The organism is Streptomyces sp. RK9, assembly GCF_045070545.1.
Lineage (GTDB): Bacteria > Actinomycetota > Actinomycetes > Streptomycetales > Streptomycetaceae > Streptomyces > Streptomyces alboflavus.
Genome location: NZ_CP173704.1, coordinates 3,433,576 through 3,453,481 on the forward strand (window position 1 = coordinate 3,433,576; position 19,906 = coordinate 3,453,481).

Genomic DNA, 19,906 nt, shown 5'->3' on the forward strand with positions numbered 1-19,906 from the left:
CCGTGGGATCGGGGGTCACTGGCCGTGGCCCCCGTGCCCGCCGCCGTGGCCCCCGCCCGAACCGCCGCCGGAGCCGCCGTCCTTGTCGCCGCCCGCACCGCCGTCCGGCGTCGACGACCGCATCCCCGGCGCCACCGGCCCCACGGACGAGCCGACTTGGTACGCGACGGCGAAGACGACGACGAGCAGGACGAGGAACCCCAGGAGCGCGGGTGGCGGCCGCCACACCCCGGACGCACCCGGCGTGCGTGCGCTGCTTGACGTACGCGAACTCGGCGACGTACCCGAAAGGGACGAACGCTCGTCTGCCATCGACGCTCCCGTGGCTGATCCGGCGGCGCGGGCAGCGGACGCCCGGCACCGGACAGGTGGTCGCGCGCCGCCGCCGGTGGGTTCCCGGAAGGTGTGAGACGTGCCATGCGGACGTGTCGCAGTTGGGCCGAACGGGTGACTTGCGCAAGAATTGCCTGGTGCAGACGTTGAGGACGAGCCAGGACGGGGTTGCTCTGTGACCAGCCACGAAGCCACCGACGAACAGTGGGAAGGGCTCGCCCAGGTCGTACCGCTGCGCGGCCGCAACGAATGGCCGTCGTGGCCGGGACACCGGGCGCTGCCCGACGCCGAGACGGAAGCGCGCCGCCGTTTCATCGTGACACGTGTGAACATCTTCGCGGACGCCCGTGAGGTCGCCGAGCACCTCATGGCGCAGACCCCCGTCCTGCTCGACCTGTCCGGCGCCGAGACCGAAGTCGCCAAGCGGGTCCTCGACTTCAGCAGCGGCGTGGTCTTCGGACTCGGCTGCGGGATGCACCGCGTGGAGAAGAACGTCTTCCTGCTGTCCCCGGCGGACACGGAGGTGCAGGGCCTGGTGGAGGCGGCGACCGGCATCTAGCCGCAGCGGTGTCCGGCGGGAGGGCGCGCGGGGCGAGCTCCGTCGGTGATCTAGCCCAACTCGCCGCCCCACGTGGTGCTTCGGCCGCCGATCCCTCGATCGTGCGAAGGTCGCTTGGGCAAAACGGTTCGGCTTGTCCACCGGCCCGTAGCTTCCGTTCATGACTGTGCACTCCCGCCGGGCGCTCGCGCAGGATCCGACGGCCCGGGCCAAGCCACGCGTCACCGAACTGCGCCTCTCCGCCTTCGCGGGCCACCGCGGCGCCGCGTTCCCGCTCGGCCCGCTCACGCTCTTCGCGGGCCCCAGCGGCAGCGGCAAGACGAGCGCGCTGCGGGCGTACGAGGCGCTCGCGCTGCTCGGCGCCGGGGTCGAGCTGATCGACGTCTTCCCCGAACCCACCCGCTGCGTGCCCGAGCGGGCGCGCGGCGACGGCCAGGCCCGGCGCGGCTTCCGCATCGGCTGTACGGTCGACGGCCCCGCCGGACCCGTCCGGCTCGACGTCGCCGTGCAGGCCGAGCCGGAACTACGCATCGCCGGCGAGCGGTTGACGCGCGACGGGCTCACCCTCCTGGAGACCGCGCTGCGCGACCCCGGCCGCCGCGCCGTCCAGGCCGCCTGGCACACCGCGGGCGCCGCGCCCGTGACCCGCGCGCCGCTGCCCGACGACCGGCTCGGCACGGCCCTGCTCCCGCTGCGCGTCGCGGGCAAGACCGACGGCCAGCGCCTGGTGCTCGCCGCCGCCGAACAGGTCGTCGTGGCGCTGCGCTCGGTGTTCACCTGCGATCCGCGGCCCGGCCGCATGCGCGCACCCGTGCCGCCCGGACTCGTCGGCGCGGGACGGCTGCTCGGCGGCTGCGACAACCTCGCCGAGGTCCTGTGGCGCACCCGCTCCGAGTGCGGCAACCGGCACGCCCAGCTCGTGGCGGCGCTGCGCTCCGGCTGCGCGGGACCGGTCGCCGACGTCCTCGCCGAGGAGACCCGCGACGGCGAGCTGCGGGCCCTGCTCGACCGCGGCGACGGCGTGCGCACCTGCGTCGGGCGGCTCGGCGACGGCGAACTGCGCTATCTCGCCCTCGCCCTGGTGCTGCTCACGGGACCGCGCGTCCTGGAGGTCGACCCGGTGGCGGAGGTCCCCGAGGCCTACCAGAGCCTCACCGTCCTCGCCGACGGCTTCGACCGCTGCCTGGACCAGCGCCAGAAGCGGGCCCTCGCGGACCTCGCCGCCCGCATGTGCGCCCGCGGCCACCTGCGCCTGATCGGCGCCGTGGCCGACGCGACCTGGGCCGCGACGGCGGACGGGGTGACGGTGGTGGACCTGGGGCGGGCCGGGGACGGGGGTGCCGAAGGCGCACCGGTCGCCCGCCGCGCGCGGGTGCCGAGATCGCGGACGCCCGGAATGTAGTTGACTTGAGCCGTGACCGACCAAGACGTAGCGGGACTGCAGCGCAGGCTGGCCGAGTTCGCGGCCGCGCGGCACTGGGAGCCCTACCACACGCCCAAGAACCTGGCCGCCGCGCTCAGCGTGGAGGCCTCCGAACTCGTGGAGATCTTCCAGTGGCTGACGCCGGAGGAGTCGGCGCGGGTGATGGCCGACCCGGATTCGGCGCACCGCGTCACGGACGAGGTCGCCGACGTCCTCGCCTATCTCCTCCAGTTCTGCGAAGTGCTCGGCATCGACCCGCTCCAGGCGCTCGCGGCGAAGATCGAGCGGAACGAACACCGCTTCCCGGCGCCGTAGCGCCCGCGTGCGCCGGGGAGCTGGGCCCATCCGCCCCGTGATCCCCGGCTGTCACCGCCCGTTGGACATGCCGAAAGCCCCCCAAAGACACCTCATCGTCACTCTCCGGAGTGGATGCATTGTCCACAGTCGATTTTTTGTCCACAGATTTCAGGCTTCCTCTGGCTTTTCGTCCTGAAGGCGCTCACTGTGGGTAGTGGATAAGGGAGTTCGGATGTACGTGCTGTGAGTGGGCGCGCGATGAATGGGGACGGCGCATGGATGCGATGCGGCTCATCGAGGCGAGCAGGTGCGCCCTGGCGCGGAGCCAGGAGTCCGCAGCGATCGTGGCGGAGGTGTGGCAGTCCCAGGCCCTGGCACAGGCGATCGGCAGCCGCCTCGCGGTCGCGGGTCCACCGGAGTTACGCGGCGAGGCGCTGGGCCTGAGCGAGCTCAGCGGCAGAGGCTGCGCCGTCCTCGACCCCCGCCAGTCCGGGACCCAGGAGATACGCGCGGCGGGCCTGACGGAGATAGGAGACGCCCACGACACCCTCCTCGGCCTCGGCGCCCTCCTCGGCGAAGTCGGCATCGCCCTGGTCACGGTGGCCATGGGCGCCGAGGACGAGGGGGTGTACTGGCAGTGCATGGAAGCCATCGACGCCGCCGACGAGTCCCGCGACCGCGTCCTCGAAATGCTCCGCAGACTCGCGGCCCGCGAACGCAACGCGGTGTCCGGCGGGGGCGCCTTGGACCGGGGGAGGGGGGACAGGGTGCCGGAGGGGAAGTCGCCCTCGTGCTGAGGGCGGGACTTGGCGTCGGCCGGTATGTATGAGCCCGTCCGGCGATTGAGGACGAGCGCGCAGCGCGATCGGCGGTGCGACGAGGCGGACGGTGCCCCGGCCGGGCAGGCCCCGGCGGCGATCCGGTCAGCGGCGGGCCCCGGCCGGCCGGGGAGGGACGCGGCGGCCGGGGTCGTCCGGTGCGGCGACGGCGCCCGTCAGACCTGCTCCTCCCCGGCAGGGGGCCGCTGGAGGTCGGCGTCCAGTTGGGTCAGATCCGCGTTGAGCGCGGCCATGAGCTCCTCCATCTGCTGCAGCAGGCCCTTGGGCGCACCCTGCTGCCCGGCCGGTGCCTGCGCGCGAGCCTGCTCCGGCACCACCTCGTCGCGGGGCTGCTCCGGCGCGAGCGGGTCGTGCGCCTGCTCGGGCACGGCTTCCTGGGACATGACGGCCTCCTCGGCCCGCGCCCCGCCGGTGCCGGGGGCGCGCCCCGGACGGGCAAGGCAGTTGGTGCGGGGGACGCGTCGGCAGCGACCGCCGGCGCGGGTGCCGGGCGGTCCGGCTCCGCCGAGCCAACGATCACCTGTGCGGCACGGTCACTGCGGCGGGCCCGCCCCGGTCGCGGGGTTGACGGATTTCACCCGACCGGGGCGGCGGTGGACCGGTGGGACAGGGGAGGTTGACGGGCGTTCGACCGTGCAGGATGGAGGTATGGATCTTCGCATCTTCACCGAGCCCCAGCAGGGGGCCACCTACGACACGCTGCTCGCCGTCGCCAAGGCGACCGAGGACCTCGGCTTCGACGCGTTCTTCCGCTCGGACCACTATCTGCGGATGGGATCCGTCGACGGCATGCCCGGACCCACGGACGCGTGGATCACGCTGGCCGGGCTCGCCCGGGAGACCAGGCGCATCCGGCTCGGCACGCTGATGACGGCGGGGACGTTCCGGCTGCCGGGCGTGCTCGCCATCCAGGTGGCACAGGTCGACCAGATGTCGGGCGGCCGGGTCGAGCTGGGTCTGGGCGCGGGCTGGTTCGAGGAGGAGCACAAGGCGTACGGAATCCCGTTCCCGAAAGAGAAGTTCGCGCGCCTGGAGGAGCAGCTCGCGATCGTCACCGGCCTGTGGGGGACGGCACCGGGCGACACGTTCTCGTACGAGGGAACGCACTACCAGCTGACCGACTCGCCCGCGCTGCCCAAGCCCGCGCAGTCCAAGGTGCCGGTCCTGATCGGCGGTCACGGCGCGAAGCGCACGCCGCGCCTCGCCGCGCGGTACGCGGACGAGTTCAACATTCCGTTCGCCTCGGTGGAGGACAGCGAGCGGCAGTTCGGCCGGGTGCGGGCCGCCGCCGAGGAGGTCGGGCGCAAGGCCGACGACCTGGTGTACTCCAACGCCCTGGTGGCGTGCGTGGGCAAGGACGACGCCGAGGTGGCACGGCGTGCGGCCGTCATCGGGCGTGAGGTGGAGGAGCTGAAGGCCAACGGGCTCGCGGGTTCGCCCGCCGAGGTCGTCGACAAGATCGGCCGGTACGCGGAGATCGGCGCGAGCCGCGTCTACCTCCAGTGCCTCGACCTGTCCGACCTGGACCACCTGGAGCTGATCTCGGCGCAGGTGCAGTCGCAACTGTCGTGACGTGCGACGGGGCCCGCCGATGACTCGACGGGCCCCGCGTCAGCCGGTGTCGGCTACCGCCCGGTGCTGCTAGCCACGGCCCTGGGTGGTGTGGGCGACGATGAAGTACTTGCCGCAGTCGCCGCCGAAGCGCCACTGGCCACGGCCCACCCACTTGCCGTAGATGGTCTTGCCGTTGCTGCAGTCGGTGACGGCGCGGGCCTGGCCACTCTTCACCTTGCAGGAGGCGGACCAGGTGTTGACCTTCATCTTCCAGTTGCCGCAGGCGTAGTTGCCGCTGCCGGCGGCGGAGGCGGGTGCGGCGGTGGCGAGGCCGCCGACGAGGAACGCGGCCGCGATGGACGTGGTCACGGCGCGGCGCGACACAGTGAGCTTCAAGGAAGTCTCCCCCAGAGGTGCCCTGTCGGGCGAACAGTACGTTTGCGAACACGGCGAGGCGTGCTCATGATCAATCCTACGGTCGGGGCCCGGGCCCGCCGAGGCCGGGGTGGGGGCGGCCGCCGGGTCCGACGGCATGGATCGCTGTGGTAGGAACGGACGGTGGCCGAGACACGGATCGATGTGGTGATCGCCGACGATCAGGAGCTGGTGCGGACCGGGTTCAGCCTGATCCTGGGGGCGCAGCCGGGCATCACCGTGGTCGGTGCGGCGGCCGACGGCGTGGAGTGCATCGACATGGCGCGCAGGCTGCGCCCGGACGTGGTGCTCGCCGACATCCGCATGCCGCGCCTCGACGGCCTCGAAGTGGTGCGGCAGTTGGCGGGGCCTGGCGTGGCGGAGCCGCTGAACGTCGTGCTGATCACCACGTTCGACCAGGACGACTACGTGCGGACCGGGCTGCGGAACGGGGCGTGCGGGTTCCTGTTGAAGGACGCCTCGCCGGGGCTGCTCGTGGAGGCGGTGCAGGCCGCTTCCCGCGGGGACGCCCTGGTGTCACCGGCGGTGACGGTGCGTCTGCTGCGGCGACTTGAGCAGTCGGAGCGGGACCCGGTGTCCGGCAACGCGGGCGCCGCCGGCCTCAGCGAGCGGGAGCTGGACATCGTGCGTCTGGTCGCGGTGGGGCGTACGAATCAGGAGATCTGCGACGAGCTGTTCCTGTCCCTGTCGACGGTGAAGACATATCTGGCGCGGATCCAGGCGAAGCTCGCGGCCCGCAACCGGGTGGAGGTCGCGGCGTGGGCCTGGGAGCACGGAGTGGCACACCCGGCGCGCTGACTCCGGGCACCTCGGCGCCCTCGTCCCCTCGGAGGCCCCGGCCCTCGGTGGCTCCCGTCCCCCCTCAGCGCCCCGGCCCCTGGCCCTGGAGGGCGTCGGCGGCGGACGTCGCCAGGGGGAAGGCGGCCTCGACCTGCCAGCCGCCGTGAGGGAGCGCGCCGGTGCGCAGCGTCCCGTCCAGGGCCTCGACGCGTTCGCGAAGGCCGAGCAGGCCGAAGCCGCCGCGTCCGCCCGCCGGGGTGGTGGCCCGGTGCGGGGCCGCGGTGTTGGTGACCGTCACCCGTAGCCAGCCGGGGTCCGCGTCCAGGCGGACCGTGGCGCGGGCGCCGGGGGCGTGTCTGCGGACGTTGGTGAGGGCTTCCTGGACCAGGCGCTGCACGGAGATCTCGACCTCGGGGCTGAGGCGGGCGGTGCGGGCGGCCGCCGTGACGTCGAGCCGGGCGGACGCGTCGGCGTCGAGGGCGTCGGGGGCGTCAGTGGCGTCAGTGGCGTCAGTGGCGTCAGTGGCGTCGGGAGTGTCGGCGGTGTCTGCGGTGGTGTGGGCGCAGTGCGCGGAGACGAGGTCGGCCAGTTCGGTGAGGAGGTCGCCGGGGCGCAGCGCCGCGTGGTTGTCCTCCCGCAGGACGCCCACCAGGCGGCGCATCGACTCCAGCGTCTCCGTGCCGGACCGGGCGATGTTGCGCAGCAGCGGATCCACCTGGTCGGGGGCGGTGCCCTGGATGGTCACGGCGGCGTTGGCCTGGACGATGATGCCCGTCATGTGATGGGCGATCAGGTCGTGCAGGTCCCGGGCGAGGGCGAGGCGCTCCGCCTGGCGCACGTCGTGCACGGCCCGTTCCCTGCGCAGTTCCATGGCGCGCAGGGCGCAGCCGGTGGCGACGCAGATGGCGAGGGCCACGGTCAGGATGTAGCCGCCCGCGACGAAGGCCGACCAGGAGCCGCTGCGCACCGGCAGCATCAGGACGGCGACGCACAGGGCGACGGTGGCCGCGATCGCGCGCGCCGGACGCCAGGCGTGGGCCGTGGTGCGGATGGTGAGGAAGAGCAGCCCGCAGGTCTCCAGGGCGCCCCACCACTGCAGGTCGGCGGAGTCGACCAGGGTCCACACGGTCAGGGCGAGGGAGATCGCCACGGCGCCGACGACGCGGCGGCCGAGGGCGAACGAGCGCGGCAGGCCGAGGACGGCGAAGCCGATCAGCGGACCGGTGACGACCACGGGCAGCCAGGCCGTCGGCGCCTGGAGCGGATCGGGGTCGGCGATGCGCGCGGCGGCGAAGTCCCCGACCAGGATCAGCGTGAACGCGGTCAGGCTGCTGATCCTGAGGAGCCTGCCGTCGGCGGCCGGGTTGAGGGGGAGTTTCCAGTCCACGCCGATCAGCGTAGGAGCACAAGCGGAGGCGCGTGTCGGCCGAATGACCGACAGTCCGGAGCGCGAAGGGTACGCACGGCCGACGGAACGGACCCCCGCCCGGCGGAACCCTGGTGACCACGGCGGCCGGCGACCTTCCCCCGGGGCCCGGCCGCCGCCCGCACGTCCGGGACCGGGTTCGGGGGCACCGCACCGCCGCACGGCCCGCCCGCCCGCACCGACAGACAGAGAGTGATCGCACCCCCTCATGGCCACCTTCCTGCACCGCATCGGCCGGACCGCCTTCCGACGACGTTGGCTGGTCGTCCTTCTCTGGGCGCTCGTCCTCGGTGCCGTGGGCGTCGCCGCCGCCAACGGCTCGGGTCCGCAGACGACCAACGTCACCCTCCCCGGCACGGAGGCACAGCGCGCCAACGACCTCCTGGAGAAGCAGTTCCCGGCCGCCAACGCCGACGGCGCCAACGCCCGCGTCGTCCTGCGGGCGCCCGCCGGGGAGAAGATCGACAGCGCCGACAACAGAGCGGCGCTCAAGGCGACCCTGGCCGACGTGCGGAAGTCCTCCGCGCACATCGCCAAGGTCAGCGACCCGTTCGCGGCGAAGGCGGTCAGCGGGAACGGCACCACCGCCTACTCCCAGGTCACGTACAGCGTGCCGGACACGGAGCTGACGGACCGTGACCACACCGGGCTCGACGAGGCGTTGGAGTCGGGCCGGGACCGCGGGCTGACGGTGGAGGCGTCAGGGAACGCGCTGCAGCCCCCCGAGGAGAGCCACACGGCGGAGGTGATCGGCTTCGCTCTGGCCGCCGTCATCCTCCTGATCACCTTCGGCTCCCTGGTCGCCGCGGGCCTGCCGCTGGTGACCGCGCTGGTCGGCGTGGCCGTGAGCATGACCGCCATCACGGCGCTCAGCGGTCCCTTCGAGCTGAACAGCAACGCCTCGGTCCTGGCCACCATGCTCGGCATCGCCGTCGGCATCGACTACGCCCTGTTCATCGTGTCCCGCTACCGCTCCGAGCGCGCCGCCGGGTACGACGCCGAGGAAGCCGCCGCCCGCGCCAATGGCACCGCCGGATCGGCCGTCGTCTTCGCCGGCCTCACGGTCGTGATCGCCCTCGCGGGCCTGGCCGTCGTGAACCTGTCCATCCTGACCGCGATGGGCCTGGCCGCCGCGGGCGCGGTCGCCGTCGCCGTGCTCGTCGCCGTCACGCTGATGCCCGCGCTGCTGGGCTTCGCCGGTGAGCGGGTGGTCGGCAGGGGCCGCGGGCGGTTCGTCCGCCGGTTCCTCCCCGCCCGTGCGGCCTCCCCCAAGACCGGCCTCGCGCACCGCTGGATCGCGTACGTCCTCCGCAAGCCCGCGAAGGTCCTGGTCCTGGCCGTCCTCGCGCTCGGCGTGATCGCCCTGCCCGCCACGCGGCTCGAACTCGGTCTTCCGGACGACGGCTCCAAGTCCGCCTCCTCCACCCAGCGCAAGGCGTACGACATGCTGTCGCAGTCGTTCGGCCCCGGCTTCAACGGGCCGCTCACGGTGACCGTCGACAACGAGGATCCGGCCGTCGCCCGTACCGGAGCCGCGGAGCTGGGCACGTCCCTCAAGGACCTGGGCGACGTGGCCGCCGTGACCCCGGCCGTCTTCAACAAGGCGGGCGACACCGCCCTCATCACGGTCGTGCCCAAGAGCGCGCCGGGCAGCGACGCCACGAAGGATCTCGTGGGCGACATCCGCTCCCTGGCCGACCGCATGGGGGCCGACTCGGGCGCCCGTGCCCTGGTGACCGGCACGACGGCGCTCAACATCGACGTCTCCGACAAGTTCAGCAAGGCGATCGTGCCCTACCTGGCGCTCGTCGTCGGGCTCGCGGTCCTCGTGCTGATCCTGGTGTTCCGTTCGGTCCTGGTGCCCCTGAAGGCCGCCCTCGGCTTCCTGCTGTCGGTCCTCGCCTCGCTCGGCGCGATCGTCGCGGTGTTCCAGTGGGGCTGGCTGAAGGACCTGATCGGCCTGGAGCAGACCGGCCCCCTCATGAGCCTGATGCCCATCCTGATGGTCGGCATCGTCTTCGGCCTCGCCATGGACTACCAGGTGTTCCTGGTGACCCGGATGCGGGAGGCGTACGTCCACGGCGCCGACGCGCGGACGGCGGTGGCGGACGGGTTCCGGCACAGCGCGACCGTCGTCACCGTCGCGGCCCTCATCATGATCACGGTCTTCGCCGGGTTCGTCGGCTCCGACGACGCCATGATCAAGGCCCTCGGATTCGGTCTCGCGGTCGCCGTCGCCTTCGACGCGTTCGTCGTCCGCATGACGATCGTGCCCGCCGCCCTCGCGCTCCTCGGCAAGCGCGCCTGGTCCCTGCCCGGGTGGCTCGACCGGATCCTGCCCCATGTCGACATCGAGGGCGAGAAGTTGGCGCGCGCCGAGCCGGTGCCGCCGCTGCCGGAGCAGCCGGACCAGTCGGACCGTCGGCCCGCGCACGACTACAGCGGACGGAGCTGAGCGGGAGGGGGCGGGGCCGGGCGCGGCACCCACCCCCTCGCCGGGGTGGTGGGTGATGCTCCCGCCGGGGCCGGGCGACCGGCGCCCTCGCCCGCTCCCCGGGGCGGCGCGACGCGCGGCCTCCGCGCAACCCTGCGCGAGCCCGGGGCTGGTAAGCCCGTGCGTCCTGGTCCAGGCTGTCCCTGGCCGACCCGACGCCGCCCGCCCCGCCTGCCCGCCCGCCGTGCCCCCAGGAGCCGCCCATGCCCAGGCCCCGCTTCGCCGTCCTCGGTGCCGGCAGCATCGGCTGTCACCTCGGTGGCCACCTCGTCGCCGCCGGGCACGACGTGACCTTCGTCGGCCGGTCCGCCGCCATGGCGACCCTGGCCGAGCGGGGACTCACCCTCACCAGCTCGACCCGCCCGCCCGTGCACCTTCCGCCGGACCGGCTGACGCTGGCCACCGGGCCCGAGGCGGCGGCGGGCGCCGACCACGTCCTCGTCACCGTGAAGAGCGCCGACACCGAGGCCGCCGCCACGGGCCTCGCCGCCCATCTCGCCCCCGACGCCACCGTCGTGAGCTTCCAGAACGGACTGCGGAACCCCACCGCCCTGCGTGCCGCGCTCCCCGGCCGCACCGTCCTCGCCGGGATGGTGCCGTACAACGTGCTGCGGTCCGAGCCGGGCACCGTGCACCAGGGCATGCCGGGACGCCTCATGGCGGAGCCCGACGACGCGCTCCTCGCCGCCTTCCACGAGGCGGGCCTGGACATCGAGGCCCGTACCGACATGTCCGAAGTGCTGCACTCCAAGCTCCTGATGAACCTCAACAACGCCGTCAACGCCCTGTCCGGCCTCCCGCTGCGCGACCAGCTCGGCCTGCGCGCCTACCGCGGCTGCCTCGCCCTGTGCCAGCGCGAGGCCCTCGCCGCCTACCGCGCCGCCGGGGTCGCGCCCGCCCGCCTCGGCCCCATCGCGCCCGGCGCCGTCCCGTTCGTCCTCGGGCTCCCCGACGCCGTCTTCCGCCGGGTGGCCGCGGCGTCCCTGCGGACCGACGCCCACGCGCGCTCCTCGATGTGGGAGGACCTGAAGTGCGGCCGCCCCACGGAGGTCGAATCCCTTCAGGGCGAGATCGTCGACCTGGCCCGCACCCACGGCCGGCGCGCCCCCGTGAACGCCCGCCTGGTCGCCCTCGTGCACGAGGCGGAGTCCGCGCCGCGCACGTGGACGGGCCCCGAGCTGTACGCCGAGCTGCGCGCGGCACGCTGAACGGGGCGGCGGCCGCGCGGAAATTCACGCGTGCGTCCGAGGGCTTCGCTGTACGTTTGTGCAGGTGCGCCGGGAAGAGGGCGGTGCGCGGCGAGAGGTCCGCGCCGCGGCGCACGCGACAGATACGGGGGGTTGAGGAGCAGGCCGCGACGCGAGACGCGCCCGGCCCGCAGGGGGCATGATCTGCCACCCCTTCGCGCACGCGCGGTCGGCCGACGCGGAACGGTCGGGCCGACGCGCCGTGCGACAGACACCCCGACACGTGACCCCAGCACGTCACCACACGCGGACGGTCCGGCGAGCCCACGGCTCGGACGGCCCGTCGAACCCATGGCCCAGATCCCTATCGAGGCATACCCATGTTCTTGACGATCAGCACCACCGGCACTCCGGAACGCCCCGCGACCGACCTCGGGTTCCTGCTGCACAAGCATCCCGGCAAGGCGCAGGCGTTCTCCACGTCCTACGGGCAGGCGCACGTCTTCTACCCCGAGGCGACGGCGGAGTGCTGCACGGCCGCGCTCCTGCTCGAAGTGGACCCGGTGGCGCTCGCACGGCGCGTCAGGGGAGCCACCAAGGGCCGGGGCGGCGCCGCGGACGCGGCTCTCGCGCAGTACGTCAACGACCGTCCGTACGCCGCGTCCTCGCTGTTCGCCGTCGCCCTGAGCACGGTGTTCTCCAGCGCCCTGCGCGGCGCCTGCAAGTCCCTGCCCGAGCGGGCGGCCGAGCCGCTGCCGCTGCGCGCCGAGGTGCCCGCGCTGCCCGCGCGCGGCGGGGCCCGCCTGGTCCGGGCGCTGTTCGAGCCGCTGGGCTGGACGGTGAGCGCCGATCCGGTGCCGCTCGACGAGCGCTTCCCGGAGTGGGGCGACTCGCGGTACGTACGCCTCGTACTGGAAGTGCCGGACGGCAGGCTGACGCTCAGCGAGGCCCTGCGCCACCTGTACGTGCTGCTTCCGGTGCTCGACGACGCCAAGCACTACTGGGTCTCGGCCGACGAGGTCGACAAGCTGCTGCGCGCGGGGGAGGGCTGGCTCGCGGGCCACCCCGAGCAGAAGCTGATCACCAGCCGCTATCTGGCGCGCCGCTGGTCGCTGACGCGCGAGGCCATGGAGCGGCTCGAACTGGCGCGGCTCGCCGACGCCGACGACACGGACGTCGAGGAGATCGACAACGCCGTCGCCGAGGACGAGGGGCCGGACGCGGAGGACAAGCCCGCCCCGCTCGCCGAGCAGCGCAGGGACGCGATCCTCGCCGCACTCGGCGCGGCGGGCGCCGCGCGTGTCCTCGACCTCGGCTGCGGCCAGGGCCAGTTGATACAGGCGCTGCTCAAGGACGTGCGGTACACGGAGATCGTGGGCGTCGACGTGTCGATGCGCGCGCTCACCGTCGCGTCGCGGCGGCTCAAGCTGGACCGCATGGGTCAGCGCCAGGCCGAGCGCGTGACACTCCTCCAGGGCTCGCTGGCGTACACCGACAAGCGTCTGAAGGGGTACGACGCGGCGGTGCTCTGCGAGGTCGTGGAGCACGTCGACCCGGAGCGTCTCTCCGCCCTGGAGTACGCCGTCTTCGGCTCGGCGCGGCCCCGCACGGTGCTCGTGACCACGCCGAACGTCGAGTACAACGTCCGCTGGGAGTCCCTGCCCGCAGGACACGTCCGGCACGGCGACCACCGCTTCGAGTGGACCCGCGCGGAGTTCCGGGCCTGGGCCGAGAGGGTCACCCACCAGCACGGGTACACCGTCGAGTTCGTGCCCGTCGGCCCCGACGACCCCGAGGTGGGCCCGCCGACGCAGATGGCGGTGTTCACCCGGTTCCAGAACGACAGCGACACGAAGGAGGCGAAGGCGGCATGACCGACCACACCACCGGCACCGACCACACCACCGGCAGCACCACCCCCGGCGGCCGCCGCCTCCCCGTCACCGACCTCTCCCTCGTCGTCCTCATCGGCGCGTCCGGCGCGGGCAAGTCCACCTTCGCGCGGCGGCACTTCAAGCCGACCGAGGTGCTGTCCAGCGACTTCTGCCGGGGTCTCGTCGCCGACGACGAGAACGACCAGGGCGCGAGCGGCGACGCCTTCGACGTCCTGCACTACATCGCGGGCAAGCGGCTCGCCGCGGGCCGCCGCACCGTCGTGGACGCGACCAGCGTGCAGTCGGACAGCCGCAAGCAGCTCATCGAGCTGGCCCGGCGGCACGACGTGCTGCCCGTCGCCATCGTCCTCGACGTGCCCGAGGACGTCTGCGCCGAGCGGAACGCCGCGCGGGCCGACCGGGCCGGGATGCCGCGCCGGGTCATCCAGCGCCACCAGCGCGAACTGCGGCGCTCACTCAGGCACCTGGAGCGCGAGGGCTTCCGGAAGGTGCACGTCCTGCGGGGCGTCGCGGAGGTCGAGGGCGCCGAGGTCGTCACGGAGCGGCGCTTCAACGACCTCACCCACCTCACCGGTCCCTTCGACATCATCGGCGACATCCACGGCTGCGCGAACGAGCTGGAGACGCTGCTCGGCAGGCTCGGATACGCCGACGGGGCGCACCCCGAGGGCCGCACCGCCGTGTTCGTCGGCGACCTCGTCGACCGCGGCCCGGACAGCCCCGGCGTCCTGCGCCGCGTCATGGGCATGGTCGCCGACGGCACCGCCCTGTGCGTACCGGGCAACCACGAGAACAAGCTCGGCCGCTATCTGAAGGGCCGCGGCGTCCAGCACACCCACGGCCTCGCCGAGACCATCGCGCAGCTGGAGGCCGAGGACGCGCGGGACCCGGAATTCCGGGCCCGGGTGCGGGAGTTCGTGGACGGCCTCGTCAGCCACTACGTCCTCGACGGCGGCAGGCTCGTGGTGTGCCACGCGGGCCTGCCGGAGAAGTACCACGGCCGCACCTCGGGCCGGGTGCGCTCGCACGCCCTGTACGGCGACACCACCGGCGAGACCGACGAGTTCGGCCTGCCCGTGCGCTACCCCTGGGCGGAGGACTACCGCGGCAAGGCGGCCGTCGTCTACGGCCACACCCCGGTGCCGACGGCGACCTGGCTGAACAACACCATCTGCCTGGACACCGGCGCGGTGTTCGGCGGGAAGCTCACCGCGCTGCGCTGGCCGGAGCGCGAGCTGGTCGACGTACCCGCGGAGCGCGTCTGGTACGAGCCGACGCGGCCGCTGCGCACCGACGCGCCCGGCGGCCACGACGGCCGCCCGCTCGACCTCGGCGACGTGCGGGGCCGCCGCGCCGTGGAGACCCGGCACGCCGGCCGCGTCACCGTGCGCGAGGAGAACGCCGCCGCCGCGCTCGAGGTGATGAGCCGCTTCGCCGCCGACCCGCGCCTGCTCCCGTACCTGCCGCCGACGATGGCGCCCTCCGCCACCTCACGGCGGGAGGGCTACCTGGAGCACCCGGAGGACGCGTTCGCGCAGTACGCGGCCGACGGCGTCGCCCGGGTCGTGTGCGAGGAGAAGCACATGGGCTCCCGCGCGGTGGCCCTGGTGTGCCGGAACGCGGACGTGGCGCGCGAGCGGTTCGGAGTGGGGGCTGCCTCGCACGCCGATGCAGGCAGCGGGGGAGGGCCGACGGGCGCCCTCGTCACCCGCACCGGCCGCCCGTTCCTCGGCGACCCCGACCGCACCGAGCAGGTGCTCGGCCGGGTGCGGGACGCCGCCGACGCCGCCGGGCTCTGGGCGGAGCTCGACACCGACTGGCTGCTGCTCGACGCGGAGCTGATGCCGTGGTCGCTGAAGGCGTCGGGGCTGCTCCGCTCGCAGTACGCAGCGGTGGGAGCCGCGTCCGGCGCGGTCTTCCCCGGTGCGCTCGGCGCCCTGGAGGCGGCCGTCGCCCGCGGTGTGGACGTCCGGGACCTGCTCGGCAAGCAGCGTGAACGCGCCGCCGACGCGGCCGCGTTCACCGACGCCTACCGCCGCTACTGCTGGCCGACCGACGGCCTGGACGGCGTGCGCCTCGCGCCGTTCCAGATCCTCGCCGTCCAGGGCCGGAGCCTCGCCGCGACGCCCCACGACCGGCAACTGGCCCTGATCGACCGGATGGTGGAGCACGACACGACGGGCCTGCTGCGCACCACGCGGCGCCTGTACGTCGACACCGGCGACGCGGATTCCGTGCGCGCGGGCGTCGACTGGTGGCTGGAGATGACCGGGCGCGGCGGCGAGGGCATGGTCGTCAAGCCGGTCGGCGCGCTGGTGCGCGACGGCAAGGGGCGTCTGGTGCAGCCCGGCATCAAGTGCCGGGGCCGGGAGTACCTGCGGATCGTCTACGGCCCGGAGTACACCCGCCCTGAGAACCTGGAGAAGCTGCGCGGCCGCACCCTCGGCCACAAGCGCTCCCTGGCGATCCGGGAGTACGCGCTCGGCCTCGAAGCGCTGGACCGGCTCGCGGAGGGCGAGCCGCTGTGGCGGGTCCACGAGGCGGTGTTCGCGGTGCTCGCACTGGAATCGGAACCCGTCGATCCGCGGCTCTGAGGTGCGTATGGCATGTTTTGGGCGCCCCTGTCCTGCCTGGCGGGACGTCCAAAACGTGCCGTCGTGCGCGTGACGCGGTCCCGGTGGGGTGAGGATGGGGACATGGGATTCCATGTCGACTCCGAGGCCGGGCGCCTGCGCAGCGTGATCCTGCACCGTCCGGACCTGGAGCTGAAGCGCCTCACGCCGACCAACAAGGACGCGTTGCTGTTCGACGACGTGCTGTGGGTGCGGCGGGCAAGACAGGAGCACGACGGCTTCGCCGACGTGCTGCGCGACCGGGGAGTGACGGTCCACCTCTTCGGTGATCTGCTCACCGAGGTGCTGGACGTGCCGGCCGCGCGGCTGCTCGTCCTGGACCGCGTCTTCGACGAGAAGGAGTACGGCCCGCTCGCCACCGACCACCTGCGGGCGAGCTTCGAGTCGCTGCCGTCCGCGGAACTCGCCGAGTTCCTGATCGGCGGCATGACCAAACGGGAGTACCTGGAGCGGCACCCGGAGCCGACGTCCGTGCGCTTCCACTGCATGGACATGGACGACTTCCTGCTCGGCCCGCTGCCCAACCACCTGTTCACCCGCGACACCTCCGCCTGGATCTACGACGGCGTGTCCATCAACGCCATGCGCTGGCCCGCGCGCCAGCGCGAGACGGTCCACTTCGAGGCGATCTACCAGCACCACCCGCTCTTCCACAACCAGGGCTTCCACCTCTGGTCGCAGGGCCAGTCCGACTATCCCTCCACCATCGAGGGCGGCGACGTCCTGGTCCTCGGCAACGGCGCCGTGCTCATCGGCATGAGCGAGCGCACCAAGCCGCAGGCCGTCGAGATGCTCGCGCACAAGCTGTTCGCCGCCGGTTCCGCGACCTCCATCGTGGCCCTGGACATGCCCAAGCGCCGCGCCTTCATGCACCTGGACACGGTCATGACGATGGTCGACGGCGATACGTTCACGCAGTACGCGGGCCTCGGCATGCTCCGCTCGTACACCATCGAGCCGGGCGTCGACGAGCGCGAGCTGAAGGTCACCGACCACCCGCCGGAGCACATGCACCGCGCCATCGCCGCGTCGCTCGGCCTCGGCGGCATCCGGGTCCTCACGGCCACCCAGGACGTGCACGCCGCCGAGCGCGAGCAGTGGGACGACGGCTGCAACGTGCTCGCGGTCGAGCCGGGCGTCGTCGTGGCGTACGAGCGGAACGCGACCACGAACACGTATCTGCGCAAGCAGGGCATCGAGGTGATAGAGATCCCCGGCAGCGAGCTGGGCCGGGGCCGGGGCGGCCCGCGCTGCATGAGCTGTCCCGTCGAGCGGGATCCGGTCCGCTAGGCGCACCCTGGAGCGAGCGGGACGGGGCGGGCGGGGGCCTGCATATAAATGTGAAAGATCGTATAGACTTTCAAGGGTCCCCGCCCGCCCCGACGCACGCGTACCCCAGGAGCGCCCCATGGCGACGACAGCCACGACCGACCTCACCGGCCGCCACTTCCTCAAGGAGCTGGACTTCACCGCCGACGAGTTCCGCGGCCTGCTCGCCCTGGCCGCGGAGCTGAAGGCCGCCAAGCGGGCGGGCGCCGAGACCCGGCGCCTGACCGGCAGGAACATCGCGCTGATCTTCGAGAAGGCGTCCACGAGGACCCGCTGCTCCTTCGAGGTGGCCGCCGCCGACCAGGGCGCCGCCACGACGTACATCGACCCCTCCGGGGCGCACATCGGCAAGAAGGAGTCCGTCAAGGACACCGCCCGCGTCCTCGGCCGGATGTACGACGCCATCCAGTTCCGCGGCGACGCCCAGGACACCGTCGAGACCCTGGCCGCCCACGCGGGCGTGCCCGTCTACAACGGTCTGACCGACGCCTGGCACCCCACCCAGATGCTCGCCGACGTCCTGACGATGACCGAGCACTGCGCCAAGCCCTTTGACCGGATCACCCTCGCCTACCTCGGCGACGCCCGTCTGAACATGGGCAACTCCTACCTGGTCACCGGCGCCCTGCTCGGCATGGACGTCCGGATCGTGGCGCCCCGGGCGTACTGGCCCGCGGCGGACGTCGTGGCCCGGGCGCGGCAGCTCGCCGAGTCCACCGGGGCGCGGATCGCGCTCACCGAGGACGTCGCCGAGGGCGTCGCGGGCGCCGACTTCGTCGCCACCGACGTGTGGGTGTCGATGGGGGAGCCCGCCGAGGTCTGGGACGAGCGCATCGCCGCCCTCGGTCCGTACGCGGTCACGATGGACGTCCTGCGCGCCACCGGCAACGCCGACGTGAAGTTCCTGCACTGCCTGCCCGCCTTCCACGACCTGGCGACACAGGTCGGGCGCGAGGTGGCCGAGCGGCACGGGCGGGACTCGCTGGAGGTCACCGACGAGGTCTTCGAGTCGGCGCACTCGGTGGTCTTCGACGAGGCGGAGAACCGGATGCACACGATCAAGGCGGTCCTGGTGGCGACCCTCGCCTGAGGCCGCGGGAGCGCCGGGGCCCGCGCCTCAGTGGTCGGCCGGTGCCCGCAGCGTGAACCACACGGCCTTGCCGGACTCCGTGGGCCGGTGCCCGCAGGACGAGCTGAGCGTGCGGATGAGGAGCAGGCCGCGGCCGTGCTCCTGCCAGGGGTCGGGCTCGTCGTCCGGCGACGGGTCGGTGAGGTCGCCCGGCGGGACCGGGCTGGAGTCGCGCACCTCGACCTGGCAGCTGGTCGGCAGCAGCTCGATGACCAGCTCTATCGGGTCGTGCCCCGGTGCGTGCTCCACGGCGTTGGCGACCAGCTCGGCGGTCAGGAGCTCCGCGGTGTCGGTGTCCGCGGTGGAGCCGATGTCGACGAGGGCCGTACGGACCAGGGCGCGCGCGATCGGCACGGCCGCCGTGGTGTGCGGCAGTCCGATGCGCCAGGAGGCGGGAGCGTGCGGTTCGGGCAAGGCGGGTCCGTTCGGCGAGCAGGTGGTCCCGGGCAGGGGGCCCTGTGCGGTCCTGCTGTCAACCGTACGAATCCTAAGCCGAGTGGCGACAGGGGCGATCGTCGGCCGGTTCGCGGCCCGATGCCAGGACATGGCGGGACTTACGCCTCTGCGACCGGGAATGATGTGCGCACCCCCGTCTCCCCGTATCGCGTACTCGTGACGACAGTCATGGACGAGTGATAACTTCGAGAGGGAGCGAGACCGCGCCCCGGCGCGCCGACCGCGCCCCGGCCAAGGCCCGCGCACCGGCCCCCGCCGCCCTCGACCCAGGAGGCCGCACGTCATGAGTCCCTTCACCGGCTCCACCGCACGCACCCCCGAGTGGCGGCATCTGTGCCTCACCGTCGACGACGGCGTCGCCACCGTCACGCTCGCCCGCCCCGAGAAGCTGAACGCCCTCACCTTCGGCGCCTACGCCGACCTGCGCGACCTGCTCGCCGAGCTGTCCCGGGAGCGGTCCGTGCGGGCCCTCGTCCTCGGCGGCGAGGGCCGCGGCTTCTGCTCCGGCGGCGACGTGGACGAGATCATCGGCGCGACCCTCGCCATGGACACCGCGCAGCTCCTCGACTTCAACCGCATGACGGGCCAGGTCGTGCGGGCCCTGCGCGAATGCCCGTTCCCGGTGGTCGCCGCCGTGCACGGGGTGGCCGCGGGCGCGGGCGCGGTGCTCGCGCTCGCCGCGGACTTCCGGGTCGCCGACCCGTCGGCGCGGTTCTCGTTCCTGTTCACCAAGGTGGGGCTCTCCGGCGGCGACATGGGCGCGGCGTATCTGCTGCCGCGCGTCGTCGGCCTCGGCCACGCCACGCGCCTGCTGATGCTGGGGGAGCCGGTGCGGGCCCCCGAGGCCGAGCGCATCGGCCTCATCAGCGAGCTGACGGACGAGGGAAAGGCGGCGGAGGCCGCGGCGGCCCTGGCCCGCCGTCTGGCCGAGGGCCCCGCCCTCGCGTACGCCCAGACGAAGGCCCTGCTCACCGCCGAGCTGGACATGCCCCTCGCGGCCGCCGTCGAGATGGACGCGGCGACCCAGGCCCTGCTGATGAACGGCGAGGACTACGCCGAGTTCCACGCGGCGTTCACGGAGAAGCGGACGCCGAAGTGGCAGGGACGGTGACGACGACGGTGGCGGGGAATGAGCCC

The 19,906-nt window shown here is 73.3% G+C and carries 18 protein-coding genes; 13 read left to right on the forward strand and 5 right to left on the reverse strand.

Annotated elements, in window-relative coordinates; all coding sequences use genetic code 11:
- Positions 1–15 precede the first annotated feature (15 nt).
- Positions 16–312: a hypothetical protein gene (locus AB6L24_RS35165; RefSeq protein ID WP_405662207.1), complete on the reverse strand. Its 297-nt coding sequence runs from the start codon at positions 310–312 to the stop codon at positions 16–18.
- Positions 313–508: 196 nt separating this feature from the next.
- Here AB6L24_RS35165 and AB6L24_RS35170 point away from each other — a divergent pair, with 196 nt between their 5' ends.
- From AB6L24_RS35170 to AB6L24_RS35185, 4 genes are all read left to right on the forward strand, one after another.
- Complete coding sequence (locus tag AB6L24_RS35170) at positions 509–892, forward strand: cell division protein SepF (protein ID WP_030357269.1); 384 nt, start codon at positions 509–511, stop codon at positions 890–892.
- A gap of 160 nt (positions 893–1,052) precedes the next feature.
- Complete coding sequence (locus AB6L24_RS35175; RefSeq protein ID WP_405662210.1) at positions 1,053–2,294, forward strand: ATP-binding protein; 1,242 nt, start codon at positions 1,053–1,055, stop codon at positions 2,292–2,294.
- A gap of 12 nt (positions 2,295–2,306) precedes the next feature.
- Complete coding sequence (locus tag AB6L24_RS35180) at positions 2,307–2,630, forward strand: nucleotide pyrophosphohydrolase (RefSeq protein WP_030357267.1); 324 nt, start codon at positions 2,307–2,309, stop codon at positions 2,628–2,630.
- A 257-nt stretch (positions 2,631–2,887) separates the two neighbouring features.
- A complete protein-coding gene (locus tag AB6L24_RS35185) occupies positions 2,888–3,409 on the forward strand; it encodes a DUF6099 family protein (protein ID WP_380860656.1) in 522 nt (173 codons plus the stop codon).
- A 197-nt stretch (positions 3,410–3,606) separates the two neighbouring features.
- Here the strand turns inward: AB6L24_RS35185 and AB6L24_RS35190 are convergent, their stop codons facing one another.
- The gene (locus AB6L24_RS35190; protein WP_380860653.1) at positions 3,607–3,834 is read right to left on the reverse strand and encodes a hypothetical protein; all 228 of its coding nucleotides are present in this window, start codon (positions 3,832–3,834) and stop codon (positions 3,607–3,609) included.
- Positions 3,835–4,099: 265 nt separating this feature from the next.
- On the opposite strand from AB6L24_RS35190, the gene AB6L24_RS35195 reads away from it, so the two are divergent.
- Positions 4,100–5,023: an LLM class F420-dependent oxidoreductase gene (locus AB6L24_RS35195; RefSeq protein WP_405662214.1), complete on the forward strand. Its 924-nt coding sequence runs from the start codon at positions 4,100–4,102 to the stop codon at positions 5,021–5,023.
- 69 nt (positions 5,024–5,092) lie between these two features.
- Here AB6L24_RS35195 and AB6L24_RS35200 read toward each other — a convergent pair whose 3' ends face one another.
- Positions 5,093–5,401, reverse strand: a complete 309-nt coding sequence (locus AB6L24_RS35200) for a hypothetical protein (protein WP_405662216.1) — start codon at positions 5,399–5,401, stop codon at positions 5,093–5,095.
- A 162-nt stretch (positions 5,402–5,563) separates the two neighbouring features.
- On the opposite strand from AB6L24_RS35200, the gene AB6L24_RS35205 reads away from it, so the two are divergent.
- On the forward strand, positions 5,564–6,238 hold the full coding sequence (locus tag AB6L24_RS35205) for a response regulator (protein WP_405662218.1): 675 nt from the start codon (positions 5,564–5,566) through the stop codon (positions 6,236–6,238).
- Between the two features lie 64 nt (positions 6,239–6,302).
- Here AB6L24_RS35205 and AB6L24_RS35210 read toward each other — a convergent pair whose 3' ends face one another.
- Complete coding sequence (locus AB6L24_RS35210; protein WP_405662220.1) at positions 6,303–7,607, reverse strand: sensor histidine kinase; 1,305 nt, start codon at positions 7,605–7,607, stop codon at positions 6,303–6,305.
- 247 nt (positions 7,608–7,854) lie between these two features.
- Between AB6L24_RS35210 and AB6L24_RS35215 the strand changes: the two genes are divergently transcribed.
- The 6 genes from AB6L24_RS35215 (at position 7,855) to argF (ending at position 18,274) form a co-directional block, all read left to right on the forward strand.
- A complete protein-coding gene (locus AB6L24_RS35215; protein WP_405662222.1) occupies positions 7,855–10,101 on the forward strand; it encodes an MMPL family transporter in 2,247 nt (748 codons plus the stop codon).
- Between the two features lie 242 nt (positions 10,102–10,343).
- Positions 10,344–11,348, forward strand: coding sequence for a 2-dehydropantoate 2-reductase (locus tag AB6L24_RS35220; RefSeq protein WP_405662224.1), 1,005 nt, complete (start codon positions 10,344–10,346; stop codon positions 11,346–11,348).
- A 359-nt stretch (positions 11,349–11,707) separates the two neighbouring features.
- Positions 11,708–13,201, forward strand: coding sequence for a 3' terminal RNA ribose 2'-O-methyltransferase Hen1 (locus AB6L24_RS35225; protein ID WP_405662227.1), 1,494 nt, complete (start codon positions 11,708–11,710; stop codon positions 13,199–13,201).
- The gene (locus AB6L24_RS35230) at positions 13,198–15,816 is read left to right on the forward strand and encodes a polynucleotide kinase-phosphatase (RefSeq protein WP_405662229.1); all 2,619 of its coding nucleotides are present in this window, start codon (positions 13,198–13,200) and stop codon (positions 15,814–15,816) included. Before AB6L24_RS35225 ends, AB6L24_RS35230 begins: the two co-directional genes overlap by 4 nt.
- A 102-nt stretch (positions 15,817–15,918) precedes the next feature.
- Positions 15,919–17,145, forward strand: coding sequence for an arginine deiminase (locus AB6L24_RS35235; protein WP_405662231.1), 1,227 nt, complete (start codon positions 15,919–15,921; stop codon positions 17,143–17,145).
- A 118-nt stretch (positions 17,146–17,263) separates the two neighbouring features.
- Positions 17,264–18,274: an ornithine carbamoyltransferase gene (gene argF / locus AB6L24_RS35240; protein WP_405662234.1), complete on the forward strand. Its 1,011-nt coding sequence runs from the start codon at positions 17,264–17,266 to the stop codon at positions 18,272–18,274.
- Between the two features lie 27 nt (positions 18,275–18,301).
- Here the strand turns inward: argF and AB6L24_RS35245 are convergent, their stop codons facing one another.
- Positions 18,302–18,727 (reverse strand): ATP-binding protein, encoded by a 426-nt coding sequence (locus tag AB6L24_RS35245; RefSeq protein WP_030357254.1) that lies wholly within the window; start codon positions 18,725–18,727, stop codon positions 18,302–18,304.
- A 325-nt stretch (positions 18,728–19,052) separates the two neighbouring features.
- Between AB6L24_RS35245 and AB6L24_RS35250 the strand changes: the two genes are divergently transcribed.
- Positions 19,053–19,880 carry an enoyl-CoA hydratase family protein gene (locus AB6L24_RS35250; RefSeq protein WP_405662236.1) on the forward strand — a complete coding sequence of 276 codons (828 nt, stop codon included), beginning with the start codon at positions 19,053–19,055 and terminating at the stop codon, positions 19,878–19,880.
- The last annotated feature ends 26 nt before the right edge of the window (positions 19,881–19,906 follow it).